At 66.7% G+C, this 17,464-nt stretch carries 18 protein-coding genes and 4 tRNA genes; 10 read left to right on the top strand and 12 right to left on the bottom strand.

The window, feature by feature from the left end; translation table 11 throughout:
- Nucleotides 1–21 precede the first annotated feature (21 nt).
- Nucleotides 22–942: a LysR family transcriptional regulator gene (locus ACM0PB_RS07675; RefSeq protein ID WP_005416107.1), complete on the top strand. Its 921-nt coding sequence runs from the start codon at nt 22–24 to the stop codon at nt 940–942.
- A gap of 672 nt (nt 943–1,614) precedes the next feature.
- Here the strand turns inward: ACM0PB_RS07675 and ACM0PB_RS07670 are convergent.
- The 10 genes from ACM0PB_RS07670 to ACM0PB_RS07625 all read right to left on the bottom strand — a co-directional run bounded on the left by ACM0PB_RS07670 (nt 1,615) and on the right by ACM0PB_RS07625 (nt 7,585).
- Nucleotides 1,615–1,691 (bottom strand) — tRNA-Arg (locus ACM0PB_RS07670).
- Nucleotides 1,692–1,723: 32 nt separating this feature from the next.
- Nucleotides 1,724–1,800, bottom strand: a tRNA-Arg gene (locus ACM0PB_RS07665).
- A gap of 69 nt (nt 1,801–1,869) precedes the next feature.
- A tRNA-Arg gene (locus ACM0PB_RS07660) sits at nt 1,870–1,946 on the bottom strand.
- Nucleotides 1,937–2,863, bottom strand: coding sequence for an alpha/beta hydrolase family protein (locus ACM0PB_RS07655; protein ID WP_139726962.1), 927 nt, complete (start codon nt 2,861–2,863; stop codon nt 1,937–1,939). Before ACM0PB_RS07655 ends, ACM0PB_RS07660 begins: the two co-directional genes overlap by 10 nt.
- Nucleotides 2,860–3,669: a bifunctional hydroxymethylpyrimidine kinase/phosphomethylpyrimidine kinase gene (gene thiD / locus ACM0PB_RS07650; RefSeq protein WP_065179406.1), complete on the bottom strand. Its 810-nt coding sequence runs from the start codon at nt 3,667–3,669 to the stop codon at nt 2,860–2,862. Before thiD ends, ACM0PB_RS07655 begins: the two co-directional genes overlap by 4 nt.
- A 127-nt stretch (nt 3,670–3,796) precedes the next feature.
- Nucleotides 3,797–4,465: a YoaK family protein gene (locus tag ACM0PB_RS07645; protein ID WP_053500054.1), complete on the bottom strand. Its 669-nt coding sequence runs from the start codon at nt 4,463–4,465 to the stop codon at nt 3,797–3,799.
- Between the two features lie 12 nt (nt 4,466–4,477).
- Nucleotides 4,478–4,984 (bottom strand): hypothetical protein, encoded by a 507-nt coding sequence (locus tag ACM0PB_RS07640; protein WP_005416111.1) that lies wholly within the window; start codon nt 4,982–4,984, stop codon nt 4,478–4,480.
- Entirely contained in the window at nt 4,981–6,381 is a 1,401-nt protein-coding gene (locus tag ACM0PB_RS07635) for a PhoH family protein (RefSeq protein WP_005416112.1), read from the bottom strand. Before ACM0PB_RS07635 ends, ACM0PB_RS07640 begins: the two co-directional genes overlap by 4 nt.
- An 84-nt stretch (nt 6,382–6,465) precedes the next feature.
- Nucleotides 6,466–6,945, bottom strand: a complete 480-nt coding sequence (locus tag ACM0PB_RS07630) for a peroxiredoxin (protein ID WP_005416113.1) — start codon at nt 6,943–6,945, stop codon at nt 6,466–6,468.
- A 79-nt stretch (nt 6,946–7,024) separates the two neighbouring features.
- Complete coding sequence (locus ACM0PB_RS07625; protein ID WP_005409051.1) at nt 7,025–7,585, bottom strand: glycine cleavage system transcriptional repressor; 561 nt, start codon at nt 7,583–7,585, stop codon at nt 7,025–7,027.
- Between the two features lie 164 nt (nt 7,586–7,749).
- On the opposite strand from ACM0PB_RS07625, the gene dapA reads away from it, so the two are divergent.
- Together dapA and ACM0PB_RS07615 are read left to right on the top strand one after the other, a co-directional pair.
- Complete coding sequence (gene dapA / locus ACM0PB_RS07620; RefSeq protein ID WP_005416114.1) at nt 7,750–8,643, top strand: 4-hydroxy-tetrahydrodipicolinate synthase; 894 nt, start codon at nt 7,750–7,752, stop codon at nt 8,641–8,643.
- 32 nt (nt 8,644–8,675) lie between these two features.
- Complete coding sequence (locus ACM0PB_RS07615) at nt 8,676–9,191, top strand: hypothetical protein (RefSeq protein WP_005416115.1); 516 nt, start codon at nt 8,676–8,678, stop codon at nt 9,189–9,191.
- A 198-nt stretch (nt 9,192–9,389) separates the two neighbouring features.
- Here the strand turns inward: ACM0PB_RS07615 and fdxA are convergent, their stop codons facing one another.
- Nucleotides 9,390–9,713 carry a ferredoxin FdxA gene (fdxA, locus tag ACM0PB_RS07610; RefSeq protein ID WP_005409054.1) on the bottom strand — a complete coding sequence of 108 codons (324 nt, stop codon included), beginning with the start codon at nt 9,711–9,713 and terminating at the stop codon, nt 9,390–9,392.
- Nucleotides 9,714–9,907: 194 nt separating this feature from the next.
- On the opposite strand from fdxA, the gene ACM0PB_RS07605 reads away from it, so the two are divergent.
- Nucleotides 9,908–11,332 carry a sugar porter family MFS transporter gene (locus tag ACM0PB_RS07605; protein ID WP_065179408.1) on the top strand — a complete coding sequence of 475 codons (1,425 nt, stop codon included), beginning with the start codon at nt 9,908–9,910 and terminating at the stop codon, nt 11,330–11,332.
- Nucleotides 11,333–11,666: 334 nt separating this feature from the next.
- On the opposite strand, the gene ACM0PB_RS07600 is transcribed toward ACM0PB_RS07605, so the two are convergent.
- Nucleotides 11,667–11,741: transfer RNA gene (locus ACM0PB_RS07600), tRNA-Glu, on the bottom strand.
- A gap of 52 nt (nt 11,742–11,793) precedes the next feature.
- Here ACM0PB_RS07600 and pcnB point away from each other — a divergent pair.
- The 6 genes from pcnB to pgi all read left to right on the top strand — a co-directional run bounded on the left by pcnB (nt 11,794) and on the right by pgi (nt 17,395).
- Nucleotides 11,794–13,167, top strand: a complete 1,374-nt coding sequence (pcnB, locus tag ACM0PB_RS07595; RefSeq protein ID WP_095377484.1) for a polynucleotide adenylyltransferase PcnB — start codon at nt 11,794–11,796, stop codon at nt 13,165–13,167.
- 3 nt (nt 13,168–13,170) lie between these two features.
- Nucleotides 13,171–13,656: a 2-amino-4-hydroxy-6-hydroxymethyldihydropteridine diphosphokinase gene (folK, locus tag ACM0PB_RS07590; protein WP_005416118.1), complete on the top strand. Its 486-nt coding sequence runs from the start codon at nt 13,171–13,173 to the stop codon at nt 13,654–13,656.
- 34 nt (nt 13,657–13,690) lie between these two features.
- Nucleotides 13,691–14,506, top strand: coding sequence for a 3-methyl-2-oxobutanoate hydroxymethyltransferase (gene panB, locus ACM0PB_RS07585; protein WP_005416119.1), 816 nt, complete (start codon nt 13,691–13,693; stop codon nt 14,504–14,506).
- A complete protein-coding gene (panC, locus tag ACM0PB_RS07580) occupies nt 14,503–15,342 on the top strand; it encodes a pantoate--beta-alanine ligase (protein WP_111201950.1) in 840 nt (279 codons plus the stop codon). The genes panB and panC overlap by 4 nt, the downstream gene beginning before the upstream one ends.
- 161 nt (nt 15,343–15,503) lie before the next feature.
- Nucleotides 15,504–15,884: an aspartate 1-decarboxylase gene (panD, locus tag ACM0PB_RS07575; RefSeq protein WP_006432456.1), complete on the top strand. Its 381-nt coding sequence runs from the start codon at nt 15,504–15,506 to the stop codon at nt 15,882–15,884.
- Entirely contained in the window at nt 15,881–17,395 is a 1,515-nt protein-coding gene (pgi, locus tag ACM0PB_RS07570) for a glucose-6-phosphate isomerase (RefSeq protein ID WP_065185211.1), read from the top strand. Before panD ends, pgi begins: the two co-directional genes overlap by 4 nt.
- The last annotated feature ends 69 nt before the right edge of the window (nt 17,396–17,464 follow it).

Genomic DNA, 17,464 nt, shown 5'->3' with positions numbered 1-17,464 from the left:
AGCCATCATCGAAAAATTCGAATGCTCAAGCTCAGCCTCGATGCCCTGCAGATCCTGGATGCCATCGACCGCCGCGGCTCCTTTGCCGGCGCCGGCAAGGCCCTGCACAAGGTGCCCTCGACGATTTCCTATACCGTGGCCAAGCTGGAGGAGGACCTGGGCGTTCAGTTGTTCGACCGGGTCGGCCCACGTGCAGAGCTGACCGAGGCCGGGCGCGCGCTGCTGGACGAAGGCCGGCATCTGCTGCGCGCGGCCCGCGAGCTGGAGCTGCGGGTGCGCCGGGTGGCGTCGGGTTGGGAGACCGAACTGACCCTGGCGGTGGATTCGGTGTTCCCGACCTGGCTGCTTGGGCCGGATATCGCCGCATTCCGTGAGGCCGAGGCACCGACCCGGTTGCGGTTGATCGGCGAGGCCCTGTCCGGCACCTGGGAGGCCCTGCTCGACCGCCGTGCGGACCTGTTGGTCGGCGCGCCGGGCGAAGGGCCCAGTGGTGGCGGCTATGTGGTCGAGCCGCTGGGCACGGTGGAGTTCGTGTTCGCGGTCGCACCCGAACATCCGTTGGCCAACGTGTCGGGCGTCCTGGGTCGCGAGCAGCTGGTCGAGCATTGCGCGATCGCCGTTTCCGATTCGGCGCGCAGGCTGCTGCCGCGCACGGTGGGCCTGTTGATGGGGCAGGAGATGCTGACGGTGCCGGACATGGCCAGTAAATTGAAGCTGCAGTGCGAAGGCGTGGGCTTCGGCTTCCTGCCCGAGCCGTGCGCGCGCGCTGCAGTGGCGCGCGGCCAGCTGGTGATCCGTGAGGTGGAGGAGCACAAGCCGGAAGAGACCTTCTGGCTGGCCTGGCGCACCGGTGAGGATGGCGCGGCATTGCGCTGGTGGCGCGAGCGCCTGCGCAGGCCGGAGCTGCTGTCGCAGTGGTGGCAGGCAATGGCCAGGGGGTAGGCGTACGGCAGGGCTGCGCCCTGCACCCGCTACGATCCAGAGCAACAGCAACAGCAACAGCAACAGCAGAAGCTGGTTTGCTGAGGGATGGCGGGGTGGGTCCGGTTGCGGGAGACGCCGTAGACCCGTCCATGGGGGCTTGGCCGCGGCTTGCTCGTGTGTGCAGTCCTGCACACACGGCAAGACCAGGGTTGGGCGTCCTGCCCAACCCGCCCGAGGCATGCCTCGGGCCCATGCCGCGGACACTCCCGCAACCGGACCCACCCCGCCTTCGACAGTTTCCGCTGCTGTTGGTAGGTGTCGACCTTGGTCGACACGGCAGATCCACGCCATGCGTGGATGCTCTTCGATCAATTGTCGAAATACTCGAACTCGATGAAGATTCATCCACGCATGGCGTGAATCCATCAGATCGCGGAAATCTGTCAGAGGTGGGGCAGTGTCGGAGTGCGGGGTGTCAGCCGCATGGATGCGGCTGCCAAGCCTACATGGACGTACTTGCGGCGTCCCCGCACTCCGACACCGCCCCGCCAACCCACAGAATGCCAGCTTTTGCTGTTGCCGTTGCCGTTGCCGTTGCCTTGGCTTGAAGCATCTGCAGGTGCAGGGCGCAGCCCTGCCGAAAAACACGCATAAAAAAACAGCAGGCCGAGGCCTGCTGTTTCGGTGTAATGGTGCGCCCGGAGAGATTCGAACTCCCGACCGCCTGGTTCGTAGCCAGGTACTCTATCCAACTGAGCTACGGGCGCCAATTACATAAACTTGTTGTGCCGACTGTGTATGGTGCGCCCGGAGAGATTCGAACTCCCGACCGCCTGGTTCGTAGCCAGGTACTCTATCCAACTGAGCTACGGGCGCGCGGTACACAATCAACTTACTGCCTAATTTTACTGCATTTTCAGCGGCGGATGCTGAAAACCTGTCGAGTGGTGCGCCCGGAGAGATTCGAACTCCCGACCGCCTGGTTCGTAGCCAGGTACTCTATCCAACTGAGCTACGGGCGCCCTGCGACAGGAGCGGAATTATGCGGATGTCGGCGCACACCGTCAACAGTTTTGTGAAAATTTTCATCCAACTGAATGAAAAAGCTGTCCGCCACGGCATCCGGTGCCTTGAGCCAGGCGAAGTGATCGGCGCGCGTGCCCAGTTCCTGCGCGGACAGCACGCGCAGCTTCGCGTCCACATTCGGCAGCTTTGCCAGCAACGCCTGCATCGACCCGGTCGGGGCCAACCAGTCGTGTTCCATCAGCACGGCCTGGGCGCTGCCGTGCACGCGCGCCATCTGTGCGTCGAGGTCTTCACCCATGCCCGCGGCGGCGTAGTGGTTGTTCAGGCCGATGCGCGCCCAGTCGGCGATCAGTCCGCGTGCTTCGGTGCCACCGAATCCGAGACGACGGCCATGCAGCACGCCCTGGCGCTGCGCGATCCACGGCAGGAAACGGTAAACCAGTGGCAGCAGCCAGCCGCGCGGTGGCGGGAATCCACGCCAGAACGGTGAGCCGCTGGCCGCCAACCACAAGTGGTGGAAATGCAGAGGGTTGCGGCCGGCATGCACGCAGGCCAGCTGCCCGCCCAGGCTGTGGCCACCGATGATCCAGGGCAGGGGGCCTGCTTCCTCGTCGGCGGCCGCCATGACCGCTTGGCTGGCCGGCAGATCCTGCTCGAGTACCTCGCGATAGCCCCAGTCGTGCGCGCGCGACGGGCGTAGTGAGCTGCTGCCGTTGCCGCGCCACTCATGCAGGTAGACCGCCACGCCCTTCGCTGCCAGCGCCTGTGCCAGCGGCAGGTAGTGGCGCGCGGCCACACCCAGCGCTGGCAGCCACAACAAGCGGGCGATGGCCTGTGCGGGCATGCAGGCCATCACTTCGTAGCGATGCCCGTCGTTGCACTGCACTGGAAGGAGGGCCGGCGTCAGGTTCATGCGTGCGGTGCAGCGCCGAAGTGGTCGAGCACCAGCACCTCGCTGCGGCCGGGGGCATAGCCCTGCTGCAGGCCGCGCGCAACGTAGTCGATGCCGGCTTCGCAGGCGTTGGCCAGGCTCAGGCCGTTGCACAGCTGCGCGGCGATGGCCGAGGCCAGCGTGCAGCCAGTGCCGTGCGCATCCAGCGGCAGGCGGGCGTGGATGAATTCTTCGCTGCTCACGCCGTCGAAGTAGCGGTCGATCACGCGGTTGCCTTCCTGCAGGTGGCCACCTTTCAGTAGCACCGCACCGGCGCCCAGGTCGAGCAGGGCGGAGGCTACCTGTTCGGCGTCATCGCCGTTGCCGATCTTCCATCCGGCCAGCAGCTCCGCTTCCGGCGTGTTCGGGGTGATCAGCGTGGCCAGCGGGATCAGCCGCTCACGCATTGCCTGCAGAGCGCTGTCTTCCAGCAGGCGCGCGCCGCTGGTGGCGACCATCACGGGGTCCAGCACTACGTGCGGCGGGCGATGGCGCTCCAACGCATCGGCGACGGCATTGATCACCTCGGTGTTGGCCAGCATGCCCAGCTTCACCGCATGGATGTCGAAGTCATCGAAGCAGGCATCCAGTTGTGCACGCAGGAAATCGATCGGCGGCACGTGCACGGCGATGACGCCACGGGTGTTCTGTGCGGTCAGTGCGGCGATCGCGGAGAGTCCGTGCACGCGATGTGCTGCAAAGGCCTTCAGGTCGGCCTGGATGCCTGCGCCACCGCCGGAGTCGGAGCCGGCGATGGTGAGGGCAGATACGGGAGTGGTCGGGCTCATCCAGCGATTGTGCCGTGGTCCGGCAGGGGAAGGTAGATCCACGCCATGCGTGGATGCCTTTGATCCGTCAGGCGGGGTCAGGTCCCTTTTCCGCAGGAAAAGGGATCTGACCCCCAGAGTGCGGCCCTCAATGCCGCCAGCGCGCCCACTGCTGGTACACCACATAACCCAGGCCGGTCAGGCCGGTAAGCAGGGCGGGAGCAAGCAGGGCGTCGTACTGCCAGCGCGCGAACAGCCAGGCGCCGATCACGCCGCCGGCAAGGAAACCACTGATGATCAGGCCGCTGAGGGTCAGTCGTCGTACCTGCAACGGCAGCCCGCGCAGCAGGTGGCCCAGGCCGATGCCGAGATCGGTGAACATGCCGCTGAGATGGGTGGTGCGTACCACCGCGCCGCTGAAGGTCGTAGCCATTGCATTCTGCAGGCCGCAGGCCATGGCGGCGGCCAGTGCGCCCCAGATCTGGTGCTCTTCAAACAGCGGAATGGCCACCAGCAAAAGAGCCGATTCCAGCGCCAGTGCCACGCCGTAGCGCCGGCCCAGCTGCAGGGTGCTGTCCTGGATCAGCAGGCCGCTGAGCATCGCGCCCAGCGAGAACGCGATCAGCAGGCCCCACAGGTGGCCGACCGCGCGCCAGTCGCCCTGGGCCAATGCCATGCCGAGCTGGCTGGTGCTGCCGGTCATGTGGCTGACCGCCTGATGCTCGAACCCGAGGAAGCCGACCACGTTGACCATGCCGGCCACGCACGAGAGTGCGACCGCGCCGATCCAGACCCAGGTGGGCAGGCGTATTCCCATCGGCGAGGCCCCTCAGGGCCCGCCGAAGCCGCCGTTGAACTGCAGCTCGCTGAAGGTGTTGCTGGCCGGGTCGAACACGGCGCCCCAGAACTGTGCGCCGCCATCGCAGACGCGGATCGCTTCACGGGCCGGATTGACGCCGCTGTCGTCAGGCAGGTGGAAGGCGTTGATGTAAATCAGCCGCTTGCCGGCGCTTTCGATGCCGACGTACTGGCGGTCGAAGTCCAGCACCTTCGGGACCTGCGCTTCCAGCGACGACAGCTTCGCCTCCAGCTGGTCGACCTGCTGCCGGCTGGGCGCCCAGTAACCCGACACCCGCCCGGCCTCGCGGCCGGGGCTGGGGCGCGAGCAGGTGTCGAGCACCTGCGCGGCGATGATCGGGCGGGTGACCACCCAGGACTGGCCGGTGCGCTCGGCGGTGGGCACGCTGGCCGGGCCGCGCGTGGTCGTACAGGCACCGAGCACGGCGGCGAGGGTGATCGCAGCCGTGGGCAGCAACAGGCGCGTGCAGCGGTTCACAACACCTCCGAAGCGTAATCGGCCAGGCGCGAACGCTCGCCACGGCGCAGGGTGATGTGCGCACTATGCGGCCAGTTCTTGAAGCGGTCCACCGCGTAGGTCAGGCCCGAAGTGGTCTCGGTCAGGTACGGGGTGTCGATCTGCTCGACGTTGCCCAGGCAGACGATCTTGGTGCCGGGGCCAGCGCGGGTGATCAGCGTCTTCATCTGCTTGGGGGTGAGGTTCTGCGCCTCGTCCAGGATCAGGTAGCGTGACAGGAAGGTGCGGCCGCGCATGAAGTTCATCGAGCGGATCTTGATGCGGCTGGCCAGCAGGTCGTTGGTGGCCTGGCGGCCCCAGGTGCCGCCTTCCTGGTTGTGCGTGAGCACTTCCAGGTTGTCGGTCAACGCGCCCATCCACGGCGTCATCTTCTCTTCCTCGGTACCGGGCAGGAAGCCGATGTCCTCGCCCACGCTGACCGTGGCGCGGGTCATGATGATCTCGCGGTAGCGCTGCTGGTCCATCGTCTGCGCCAGGCCGGCGGCCAGTGCCAGCAGGGTCTTGCCGGTGCCGGCGGTGCCCAGCAGCGTGACAAAGTCGATCTCCGGGTCCATCAGTGCGTTGAGGGCGAAGTTCTGCTCGCGGTTGCGTGCGCTGATGCCCCACACGGCGTGGCTGCCGTGGCGGAAATCATCGACCAGCGACAGCACCACCTTGCCATCGCCGACGACGCGGCTGACGCGCAGCTCGACTTCATCCTCGCCTGGCAGGTAGACGTACTGGTTCGGATACCACTCCTCGCCGTCCTGTGCCTGGATTTCGTAATGCGAGCGGCCCTTGTCGCTCCAGCTGCGCAGGTCGTCGCCGTGGCGTTTCCAGAAGTCTTCCGGCAGCTCGGTGGCGCCGGTGTAGAGCAGGCTGAAATCGTCCAGCGCGCGGTCGTTCTCGTAGTCCTCGGACACGATACCGGCGATGGCGGCCTTGATCCGCAGGTTGATGTCCTTGGAGACGAACACCACCGGCAGGTCGGGGGTTTCTTCCTTCAGGGCCAGGATCGCGCCGAGGATGGCGTTGTCCGGGATCACCTTGCCGAAGCTCTTGCCAGCATCGAAATGACTGGTCTGGAAGCGCAGCTTGCCGGCGCTCTGCTTGCCGCGCAGCTGCAGGCCATTGGGCCGCTGCAGCGGAATGCCGTCGGCCAGGTTGTCCAGCCCGGAGGCCTGCACCAGCTCGTTGAGGAAGCGGCTCACCTGGCGGGCGTTGCGGCTCGCCTCGGAGGTGCCCTTCTTGCCGTTGTCCAGCTCTTCGATCACCTGCATGGGCAGGTAGACGTCGTGCTCCTCGAATTTGAACAGCGCGGTGGGATCGTGCATCAGCACGTTGGTATCCAGCACGTAGATGCGCTTGCCTCGGGTCATCGTCGATTCCTGGTTACGGACAGGGAAAAACCACCACGGCCTGCTGCGGGGCAGGGTGATGGCAGACACAGTAGGCAGTGGGACTCACTTGGACTGGGAGGCCTTCAGTTCGGCGAGAACGGCATCGGCATGGCCGGCAACCTTGACCTTGCGCCAGGACTGCACGATGCGGCTGTCGGGGGAAATCAGGAAGGTACTGCGTTCGATGCCACGTACCTGCTTGCCGTACATGTTCTTCATCCTGATCACGTCGAAGGCGGTGCACAGCGCTTCGTCGCCATCGCTGACCAGCGGGAAGTTGAAGCCCTGCTTGGCACAGAAGTTGTCGTGCGACTTCACCGAGTCGCGCGAGACGCCCAGCACGACGGCGCCGGCTTTCCTGAACTTCGGCAGCAGGGCATTGAAGTCGATGCCTTCGGTGGTGCAGCCCGGGGTGCTGTCTTTGGGATAGAAGTACAGCACCAGCCATTGGCCGGCATAGTCGCCGAGGGTGGCCTGGTCGCCGCCGGACAGGGCCAGCGGCAGGGAGAGGGTGGTGCTGTCCAGGGTGTCGCCGTTGTTCATGAGGTCCTTCTGTCGAGCCTGGGTTCTTGCCATTACAGCTACATGAAACGCCACGCGCCCGTGAGAGACGCGCGAAGAATCAGAACTTCATCGGATCCATGATCGCGTCCAGGTTCAGGTGGTCGCAGAACTCGAGGAAATCGTCGCGCAGCGCGGCGATGTGCATGTTGGCCGGCACGCCGATGGTGACCTGTGCGCTGAACATTTCCGCGCCGGTCTGCATGGCGCGGTAGCGCGTGCTCTGCAGGTTCTCGATGGTGATGCCCTGGCGGTCGAAGAAGTCGGCCAGCTGGAACAGGATGCCCGGCTTGTCGGCGGCGATCACTTCGACGATGTACGGCAGCAGGTTGGACTGCGCCTGCTTGGCGGCGGTGCGGTACCAGACCAGCTTTAGGCCTTCCTCGCGCTCCAGCCGGGTCAGCATCGCCTCAAGCTTGGCCACCGAGTCCCAGGAGCCGGTGGCCAGGGCGGTGACCGAGACATCGCGGCCGACCGTGGCCAGGCGTGCATCCACCAGATTGCAGCCGCTGTCGGCGATGCGGCGGGTGACGGACAGCAGGGGGGACTCCGGATGCGTCGTATAGGCGTTGATCAGGAGGTGGTTTTCGCTCGGCGCGGGGCGCGGGGTGGTGTCGGTCAAGGCGATTCCGGGTAATGCATGCGTTAGTCTGAATGCCCGCCAGAGGCGGGGATCCACCGGTGTCCAGCATACTTGCCCGTGCTTTCGCGCCGCAAGTAACATTCAAGTCGCCCCCGGCCTTTCGTGGCGGGCGTTTTCCCTTCCCAGCCAAGAGCAGCACGTCCTTGTCCCTTTCCGGCCTCATCACCGCGCTGGCGACCCCGTTCCGGGCCGACGGCGCCCTCGATCCCGACGGTTGGCAGCGCCTGCTGCACCTGCAACTGGAAGGTGGCGTCCATGGCGTTGTCGTAGCCGGCTCTACCGGCGAAGCGGCAACGCTCACCGACGCCGAGTACGACCTGCTGCTGGCCAGCGCGGTCGAGCGCATCGGCGGCCGCATTCCGGTCCTGGCCGGTACCGGCCTTTCGGGCACTGCCAAGACCATCGAACAGACCCGTCGTGCCGCCGCCCTCGGCGCCAGCCACGCGCTGGTGGTCACGCCGCCGTACGTGCGCCCCACCCAGGCCGGTCTGATCGCGCACTACCGTGCGGTGGCCGACCAGGGCGGGCTGCCGGTCGTGCTGTACAACGTGCCCGGCCGTACCGGTTGCGACATGCAGCCTGAGACCGTGGCCGAGCTGGCCAGCCACCCCAACATCGTCGGCATCAAGGAGGCGGTGGGTGACACCGGCCGGGTGCAGGCGCTGCTCGCCCTGCGCAGCCCACAGTTCGCCGTGCTCAGCGGTGACGACGGTACGGCCGCGCGTTCGATCCAGGCCGGTATTGACGGCCTGATCTCAGTGGGTTCCAACGTGCTTCCCGGTGCCTACCGCCGGATGTGCGAGCTGGCCGCCGCACACGACCACGAAGCCACCGCGTCGTGGGATGCGCGCCTGCATCCCTTCCATGATTTCTGCGGCGTCGAACCGAACCCGATCCCGGTCAAGGCGCTGCTGCGCCGCATCGGCATCGGTCACGACCTGCGCCTGCCACTGCTGCCGTTGTCGGCAGCGCATCATCCGGCTGCCGACCATCTTGCCGGCGACATCGCCGCCCTCGAAGCCCTTTCCAGCCACTGACCTTCCGTCTTGGTCTGACCCAGGAGATTCACATGCGTCAATCCGTTTCCACCGTCCGCGTGCTGTCCTATGCCCTGCTTGCCGTGGCGGTCGCTGCCGGCACCACCGGCTGCTTCAAGCGCGGCGCCAAGGGCGACTACGCCCTGGCCCCGGAAATGCGTCCGCTGGAAGTGCCGCCGGACCTGAACCTGCCCAATGCCACCACCGACAACAAGGTGCCGACGTTGGCCTCGGCCACCAAGCCGGCGGCGCCGGTTGCTGCGGCTCCGGCAGCCGGCAGCACCGGTTTCACCATTGCCGGTGGCAAGGATGAAGCCTTCGCCAAGGTCGGTACCGCACTGGAAGGCGTGGAGGGCGTGACCATCGCCAGCCGCGCGCAGTTGCTGGGTTCGTACGACGTGGCCTACGAGGGCAGCAACTTCCTGGTCCGCGTAGTGGCCGTCGATGCCGGCGCCTACATCTCCGCGGTTGACCCGCGTGGCCTGCCGGCCACCGCCGAAGCGCCGGTGAAGCTGATCGCCGCGCTGAAGGCGAAGCTCGCCCAGTAAGGGCTGGTCGGATGGCTGCGGGCCTTGGTCCGCCCCCGCTCTGGTAGCGGCCGACCTTGGTCGGCGCTTTTGTGCCAACCAGGGTTGGCACCTACCAGGTTGCGCGGTTGGCACCTGCCGGAGCGCACGGTTGGGGTCTGCCGAAGAACAGAAAAGGGCGCCCATGGGCGCCCTTTTCGTTACCGCCGTGGGCGCTTCTCAGCGCTCCAGCAGCTTCAGCTTGTCCGGCTTGCCATCCCATTCGCCGGCGTCGGCGGGCGGGTCCTTGCGCACGGTCAGCACCGGCCATTCCTTCGCCAGCTCGGCGTTGAGGGCAACGAAGCCTTCCTGTCCGGCAGGAACATCGTCCTCCGGGAAGATCGCATTGACCGGGCACTCCGGCTCGCAAAGGGTGCAGTCGATGCACTCATCCGGGTCGATCACCAGGAAGTTCGGGCCTTCGTGGAAGCAATCCACGGGGCACACTTCCACGCAATCGGTGTGTTTGCACTTGATGCAGTTTTCGGTGACGACAAAGGGCATGGGCTTGGGGGTGGATCGATTCCTGAACCTGCCAATTCTAGAACAGGTTGGCCCCCGGTGTCGGCGCGGGGCGCAGAACGGGCGTCTGGCAGGCGCGACCGTGGGAGTCATTGGCGGCACGGCGGGGGCTGTGCGACGCTGCGGGGCACTCGGTCGCCCACCGTGGCCGGACTCCCTTCCCAGCAGGATCGTCCATGTCCCAAACCCAGCCCAGCACCGCGCCCCATGGCGGTGAGAACACTGCATTCATCGTCCTGATCAGCTGCGTGGCCACCCTTGGTGGATTCCTGTTCGGTTTCGACAGTGGTGTCATCAATGGCACGGTCGATGGCCTCCGCCAGGCCTTCAACTCCAGTGAGGCGGCGCTCGGTTTCGAAGTCGCCTCGATGCTGCTGGGCTGCGCGATCGGCGCCTTCCTGGCGGGGTGGCTGGGTGATCGCCTGGGACGCCGCGGTGTCCTGATCGTGTCAGCGCTGATGTTCCTTGTCTCGGCGCTCGGTGCCGGCGCGGCCCACGCGTCCTGGCTGTTCATCGCCGCCCGCGTGCTGGGCGGTTTCGCGGTGGGCGCGGCCAGCGTGATGTCACCGGCCTACATCGCCGAAGTCGCCTCGGCGCGTTACCGCGGCCGGCTGGCCACGGTGCAGCAGATGGCGATCATCTGCGGCTTGTTTGCGGCCTTCCTCAGCAATTACCTGCTGGCGCGTGCCGCCGGCGCCTCGACCGAGCCCCTGTGGCTGGGCCATGAGGCCTGGCGCTGGATGTTCTGGATGCAGGTGCTGCCCTCGGGGCTGTTCCTCCTGTTGTTGCTGGTGATCCCGGAAAGCCCCCGTTTCCTGGTGTTGAAGGGGCGCCAGGGGCAGGCGAGGGCGGTGCTGGCGCGGCTGTACGGCGAGGCCGCGGCCACGGCCAAGCAGGCCGAGATCGAGGCGAGCCTGGCCCAGGACCAGCACAAGCCGCGCTTCGGCGACCTGCGCAACAAGGCCACCGGCAAGCTGCGCCCGATCCTCTGGGTGGGTATCGGCCTGGCCATGTTCCAGCAGCTGGTCGGCATCAACGTGGTGTTCTACTACGGCGCGGTGCTGTGGCAGGCGGTGGGTTTCTCGGAAAGCGACGCGCTGCTGATCAACGTGTTGTCCGGCGCGCTGAGCATCGGTGCCTGCCTGCTGACGGTACTGCTGATCGACCGCATCGGGCGCAGGCCGCTGCTGTGGATCGGTTCGGTCGGCATGTCGGTGGCGCTGGTGCTGATGGTGGTGGCGTTTGCCAGTGGCAGCCTGGCCGACGGTCGCCTGCAGCTGTCCGACGGCATGGGGCGGCTGGCGCTGGTGGCAGCCAACGTCTACGTGGTGTTCTTCAACATGTCCTGGGGCCCGGTGATGTGGGTGATGCTGGGCGAGATGTTCCCCAACCAGATCCGCGGCCCGGCGCTGGCGGTGGCGGGTGCGGCGCAATGGACCTCGAACTTCGCGATCACCGTGACGTTCCCGATGCTGCTGGCCGGCATCGGCCTGGCCGGCGCCTATGGCATCTACGCCGTCGCGGCGATCCTCTCGATCGTCTTCGTGGTCCGCCACGTGCGCGAGACCAAGGGCAAGGAGCTGGAGCAGATGGAAGGCTGACGGCTGGCCTGCCGCCTCTCGACACATTGCGGGTGGCGGACGCAGGTCTGCGCGTCGGGATTGAATTGGCTGCGGAGGGGCGAAGCTGTTCGTGCCGCCTTCGCGGGAAACTGTCAGGAGGGGGCGGGCCACCCTGGCCTGGACCGTTGGCGCCATGGATGGCGCCATCGAGCACCATGGATGGGCTTTTGCGTGTCCAGGCCAGGGTGGCCCGCCCCCTCAACGCAGGAAAAGGGAGGCGCTACTGCGACCAAACCGATCAATGCCAATGCAAATCCCGGAAAACAGAAAAGCCCGCACAAGGCGGGCTTTTTCCGGTTCCTGCTGCGGCGACTGGCGCTCCCTAGGGGACTCGAACCCCTGTTTTAGCCTTGAGAGGGCCACGTCCTAACCACTAGACGAAGGGAGCATAACTGTGTCGCTGCCGAGGCAGGAGCGCTAGTATATGCACCTCGATGCCATTGGGCAATCCCGAAACTTCAACCGGAAGCGCCAACATCATTTCCCCTGCTACATCACCGTTCAGCCTGCGCGTCATCCCGCGCGACCAGCACACGATCTCCCGCAAGGACATCAGCCCGAACGCCCTGCGCGTGCTTTATCGCCTGCGCGATGCCGGCTTCGGCGCCTACCTTGTCGGCGGCGCGGTGCGCGACCTGCTGGTCAATGGCCAACCCAAGGATTTCGACGTGGCCACCGATGCCACGCCCGAACAGGTCAAGCAGCTGTTCCGCAACTGCCGCCTGATCGGTCGTCGGTTCCGCCTCGCCCACGTTGTGTTCGGCCGCGAAATCATCGAAGTCGCCACCTTCCGTGCCAACAGCGATGACGGCAGCGGCGACCGCGAGATGGAAAACGGCATGCTCGTGCGCGACAACGTGTACGGCACCATCGAAGACGACGCGGTCCGCCGAGACTTCACCTGCAACGCCCTGTACTACGCCATCGAGGACTTCTCGGTGCGCGACTACACCGGCGGCTTCGAAGACGTCCAGGCGCGCCTGATGAAACTGATCGGCGATCCCGAGCAGCGTTATCGGGAAGACCCGGTGCGCATGCTGCGTGCGGTGCGCCTGGCGGCCAAGCTCGGCTTCCAGATCGAAGAGGGTACCGCCGCGCCCATCCCGCACCTGGCCGGCCTGCTCAACGAAGCCGCGCCGGCGCGCCTGTTCGAGGAAGTGCTCAAGCTGTTCCTGTCCGGGCACGGCGTGGCCAGCTTCGAAGGCCTTGAGCGTTACGGCCTGCTCGACGTGCTGTTCCCGGAGAGCGCCAGGGCGCTGAAGTCCAACCGCACCGGCGCGCTGCGCCGCATGCTGGTCGAGGGCCTGGCCAACACCGATGCTCGCGTGGCCAACGACGAGCCGGTCTCGCCGGCGTTCCTGTTCGCATTGCTGCTGTGGCCGGCGTTCTGCCGCGCACAGGCGACCCTGCTCAAGCAGGGAGTGGCACCGGAAGAGGCGCAGCGCCGCGCCGCCGACCGGGTCACCGTGCAGCAGCTCAGCACCATCGCGCTGCCGCGCCGCTTCTCGCTGCCGATGCAGGAGATCTGGCTGCTGCAGTCGCGCTTCAGCTCGCGCCAGCGCAAGCGCGTATTCCGTACCCTGACCCACCCGCGCTTCCGCGCCGCGTTCGATTTCCTCAGCCTGCGCCAGGTCGCTTCGTCCGAGCATGCAGTGGATGTCGAGTTCTGGCGCGAAGCACAGGCGCAGTCCGGTCGCGAGCTGGAGTCGTCGCTGGATGCGATGCACAGTGAAGACGGCGATGACGAGAGCGGGGCACCGCGCAAGCGCCGCCGTCGCCGTCGACGTCCCGGTGCTGCTGCGGCGGGCGAGTAAGCGATGACCCTCGCCTGGATCGGCCTCGGCGCCAACCTTGGCGACGCGGCCGCGACCGTGGGCGCGGCGATTGCCGCGCTGGACGGCCTGCCGGGAACGCGCCTGCGACAGGCCTCGCGGCTCTATGCAACCCCGGCCTGGGGCAATGAAGACCAGCCGCCGTTCGTCAATGCCGTGGCTGCGGTCGAAACCACCTTGGCGGCCGATGAGTTGCTGCAGGCCATGCTGGCGCTGGAGCGGGGCTTTGGCCGCGTGCGCGATCCGGCGGTGCACTGGGGGCCGCGCGCGCTGGACCTGGACCTGCTGCTGTATGGCACGCAGGTGATCGACCTGCCCGGCCTGCAGGTACCTCATCCCTACCTGCACGAGCGTGCCTTCGTGTTGGTGCCACTGGCCGAAATCGCGCCTGATCTGGCCATTCCCGGTCATGGCAGCGTGCGGGATGCAGTGGTGCGGGTGGATGCCTGCGGGATTGCGCCGATAGGGTGATAATGACCGGGTTATCTCCCCCGGTTATCAGCACATGAGCACCCACGCAGACAGCAAGCCCTGGACCGTTCCCGCCCTGGCCGAGGCCAAGCGCAATGGCCAGAAGCTGGTCATGTTGACCGCCTACGACGCCGGCTTCGCCCGCACCTTCGATGCCAACGGCGTCGATCTGATCCTGATCGGCGATTCGCTGGGCATGGTCGTGCAGGGTCATGATTCGACCCTGCCGGTGACCGTGGCCGACATGGTCTACCACACCCGCGCCGTGGCCCGCGTGCTGCAGCGTGCGCTGCTGGTGGCCGACCTGCCGTTCGGTGCCGATGCCACCCCGGAACGCGCGCTGGATGCCTCGCTGCAGCTGCTGCAGGCCGGTGCCGAGATGGTCAAGATCGAAGGTGCCGGCTTCAAGGTCGACATCATCCGCTACCTGGTCGAGCGCGAGATTCCGGTCTGCGCGCACCTGGGCCTGACCCCGCAATCGGTGCTGCGCCTGGGCGGCTTCAAGATCCAGGGCCGCGGCGATGCTGCGCGCCAGCTGGTGGAGGATGCCAAGGCCGTGGCCGCCGCAGGCGCCAGCATCATGGTGCTTGAATGCGTGCCGACCCCCGTCGCCGCCGAAGTGACCGCTGCGGTGGATGTGCCGACCATCGGCATTGGTGCGGGCCCGCAGTGCGATGGCCAGGTGCTGGTGCTGCACGATTTCCTCGGCCTGGACAGTGGCCATCGCCGTCCCAAGTTCGTCAAGGATTTCCTTGCCGAAGGCGGCTCGGTGGCCGGTGCCACCCGCGCCTATGCCGACGCCGTGCGCGACGGCAGCTTCCCTGACGAACAGCACGCCTACGCCCAATGATCCAGACCTTCAACGAGCTCGGCGCACTGCGCGAGCAGATCGCCCAGTGGAAGCGCGAGGGGCTGCGCGTGGCGCTGGTGCCGACCATGGGCAACCTGCATGGGGGCCACCATTCGCTGGTGACCCTGGCCCGCCAGTACGCCGACAAGGTGGTGGCGAGCATCTTCGTCAACCCGACCCAGTTCGGGCCGAACGAGGACTTCAGCCGCTACCCGCGCACGCCCGAGGCCGACGTTGCCGGGCTGGAGCAGGCTGGCTGCGATGCGGTGTGGCTGCCCAGCGTCGAGGCGATGTACCCGCTGGGCGTGGACAGGACCACGCGCGTGCACGCGCCGGGCGTCAGTGAAGTGCTGGAAGGCGCCAGCCGCCCGGGCCACTTCGATGGCGTGTGCACGGTGGTGGCGCGCCTGTTCCTGCAGGTGCAGCCGGACGTGGCCGTGTTCGGCCGCAAGGACTACCAGCAGCTTGCCGTGATCAGGCAGATGGTGGCCGAGCTGTCGTTCCCGATCCAGATTGTTGGTGCGGAGATCGTGCGCGACGAGGATGGCCTGGCCAAGAGCTCGCGCAACCAGTACCTGAGCGCCGAACAGCGTCCGGTCGCGACCACCATCCACCGGACCCTGCTGGGCATGCGCGAAGGCTACGTGGCCGGGCAGGCACGTGATCGCATCGAGGCCGAGGCCACTGCCGCATTGCAGGCGGCCGGTTTCCAGGTTGACTACGCGGTGCTGCGCACTCCGGAGCTGGCCGAGCCGACCTTCGACGGCGGCGGCCGGGTGGCGCTGATCGCCGCACGGCTGGGTACCACCCGGCTGATCGACAACCTGGAGTTCTGAACTCCGGCGGCGCCGCGCGATGCATGGGGTCAGATCCCTTTCCCAGGGGAAAAGGGATCCGCCTCCGGTTTCACCGCCTACCTGAACAGGTTGCCGGCCGTAATGCCCGGCGCTGTGCGGGTGCTAGAATCCGCTCTTTCCTTTGCCGTTGCAGCGCCCCCATGCACCTGTCCCTGCTCAAGACCAAGATCCACCGCGCCACCGTCACCCATTCCGAGCTGAACTACGAAGGCTCGATTGCCATCGATGACAACCTGCTGGCTGCCACTGGCATCCGCGAGTTCGAACAGGTGCACATCTGGGACGTGACCAACGGTGCGCGCTTCTCGACCTATGCCATCCGCGCCGAAGCCGGCAGCGGCGTTGTCTCGCTCAACGGTGGCGCCGCGCGCCACGTGCAGGTCGGTGACATCATCATCATCGCCGCGTTCGCCAGCATGACCGAGCAGGAAGCTGACAGCTTCAAGCCGAAGCTGGTGTACGTTGATGGCAACAACCAGATCACCCACACCAACGACACGATCCCGACCCAGGCCGCATGACAACGCACAACGGATTCGACTCGCTGCACTCCCACGCCCAGCGCCTGAAGGGCGCAAGCATTCCCGGTCTGCTCGCCGCCGAACCCGGCCGCGTGCAGGACCTGGCGCTGCGGGTCGGTCCGTTGTACGTCAACTTCGCCCGTCAGAAATACGATGCCGCGGCGCTGCAGGCGTTGCTGGCGCTGGCTGCCGACCGTGATGTCGGTGGCGCCATCACCCGCCTGTTCCGCGGCGAGCAGGTCAATCTGACCGAAGGCCGCGCCGCGCTGCATACCGCGCTGCGTGGCGACGTGGTCGATGCGCCGGTGGCGGCCGAGGCCTATGCCACCGCGCATGGCATCCGCCAGCGCATGGGCGTGCTGGTGCGCGCGCTGGAAGACAGCGGCGTGACCGATGTGGTCAGTGTCGGCATCGGGGGTTCCGACCTCGGCCCGCGCCTGGTCGCCGATGCGCTGCGCCCGGTCAGCGGTGCGCGCCTGCGCGTGCATTTCGTGTCGAACGTGGACGGCGCCGCCATGCAGCGCACGCTGGCCACGCTGGATCCGGCGAAGACCGCCGGCATCCTCATCTCCAAGACCTTCGGCACGCAGGAAACGCTGCTCAACGGCCAGATCCTGCACGACTGGCTGGGTGGCAGCGAGCGCCTGTATGCGGTCAGCGCCAATCCGGAGCGCGCCGCCAAGGCCTTCGCGATCGCCGCCGATCGCGTGCTGCCGATGTGGGACTGGGTCGGTGGCCGTTATTCGCTGTGGTCGGCGGTCGGTTTCCCGATTGCGCTGGCAATCGGCTTCGAACGTTTTGAACAGTTGCTGGAAGGCGCGGCGCAGATGGATGCGCATGCGCTGGATGCACCGCTGGAGCGCAACCTGCCGGTGCTGCACGGCCTCACCGACATCTGGAACCGCAACCTGCTGGGCCATGCCACCCACGCGGTGATGACCTACGACCAGCGCCTGGCGCTGCTGCCGGCTTACCTTCAGCAGCTGGTGATGGAAAGCCTGGGCAAGCGCGTGCAGCGCGACGGCCAGCCGGTCACCGTCGACACCGTGCCGGTGTGGTGGGGTGGGGCGGGCACCGATGTGCAGCACAGCTTCTTCCAGGCGTTGCACCAGGGCACCAGCGTCGTTCCGGCCGACTTCATCGGCTGTGTGCACAACGATGATCCCTATACGATCAATCACCAGGCCTTGCTGGCCAACCTGCTGGCGCAGACCGAAGCGCTGGCCAATGGCCAGGGCAGCGAAGATCCGCACCGCGACTACCCGGGGGGCCGGCCGAGCACGCTGATCCTGCTCGACGCGCTGACCCCGCAGGCGCTGGGTGCACTGATCGCCATGTACGAGCACGCTGTGTACGTGCAGTCGGTGATCTGGAACATCAACGCCTTCGACCAGTTCGGTGTCGAACTGGGCAAGCAGCTGGCCAGTGGCCTGCTGCCGGCGCTGCAGGGCGAGGATGTGGCGGTTGCCGACCCGATGACCCGCGAGATCCTGGCGCAGCTGAAGGGCTGATGCCCGGGTAGTGCCGGCCGCTGGCCGGCATTCCGGTGACGTGCCCAGCGTTCATGAGGTTGCCGGCCA

The organism is Stenotrophomonas sp. AR029 (assembly GCF_047520695.2).
In the GTDB taxonomy this organism is placed as follows: Bacteria; Pseudomonadota; Gammaproteobacteria; order Xanthomonadales; family Xanthomonadaceae; genus Stenotrophomonas; species Stenotrophomonas sepilia.
Note: the sequence above shows the minus strand (reverse complement) of the source record. Positions and strands in the feature narration are given on the sequence as shown.

Excerpts from the sequence above, each read along its gene's own strand:
- ACM0PB_RS07605 (WP_065179408.1), top strand. The coding sequence starts at position 9,908 with ATGTCCCAAACCCAGCCCAGCACCGCGCCCCATGGCGGTGAGAACACT.
- thiD (WP_065179406.1), bottom strand. The coding sequence starts at position 3,669 with ATGAGCCCGACCACTCCCGTATCTGCCCTCACCATCGCCGGCTCCGAC.
- panD (WP_006432456.1), top strand. The coding sequence starts at position 15,504 with ATGCACCTGTCCCTGCTCAAGACCAAGATCCACCGCGCCACCGTCACC.
- ACM0PB_RS07645 (WP_053500054.1), bottom strand. The coding sequence starts at position 4,465 with ATGGGAATACGCCTGCCCACCTGGGTCTGGATCGGCGCGGTCGCACTC.
- folK (WP_005416118.1), top strand. The coding sequence starts at position 13,171 with ATGACCCTCGCCTGGATCGGCCTCGGCGCCAACCTTGGCGACGCGGCC.
- ACM0PB_RS07615 (WP_005416115.1), top strand. The coding sequence starts at position 8,676 with ATGCGTCAATCCGTTTCCACCGTCCGCGTGCTGTCCTATGCCCTGCTT.
- ACM0PB_RS07655 (WP_139726962.1), bottom strand. The coding sequence starts at position 2,863 with ATGAACCTGACGCCGGCCCTCCTTCCAGTGCAGTGCAACGACGGGCAT.
- ACM0PB_RS07635 (WP_005416112.1), bottom strand. The coding sequence starts at position 6,381 with ATGACCCGAGGCAAGCGCATCTACGTGCTGGATACCAACGTGCTGATG.
- ACM0PB_RS07675 (WP_005416107.1), top strand. The coding sequence starts at position 22 with ATGCTCAAGCTCAGCCTCGATGCCCTGCAGATCCTGGATGCCATCGAC.
- panC (WP_111201950.1), top strand. The coding sequence starts at position 14,503 with ATGATCCAGACCTTCAACGAGCTCGGCGCACTGCGCGAGCAGATCGCC.
- fdxA (WP_005409054.1), bottom strand. The coding sequence starts at position 9,713 with ATGCCCTTTGTCGTCACCGAAAACTGCATCAAGTGCAAACACACCGAT.
- panB (WP_005416119.1), top strand. The coding sequence starts at position 13,691 with ATGAGCACCCACGCAGACAGCAAGCCCTGGACCGTTCCCGCCCTGGCC.
- ACM0PB_RS07630 (WP_005416113.1), bottom strand. The coding sequence starts at position 6,945 with ATGAACAACGGCGACACCCTGGACAGCACCACCCTCTCCCTGCCGCTG.
- pgi (WP_065185211.1), top strand. The coding sequence starts at position 15,881 with ATGACAACGCACAACGGATTCGACTCGCTGCACTCCCACGCCCAGCGC.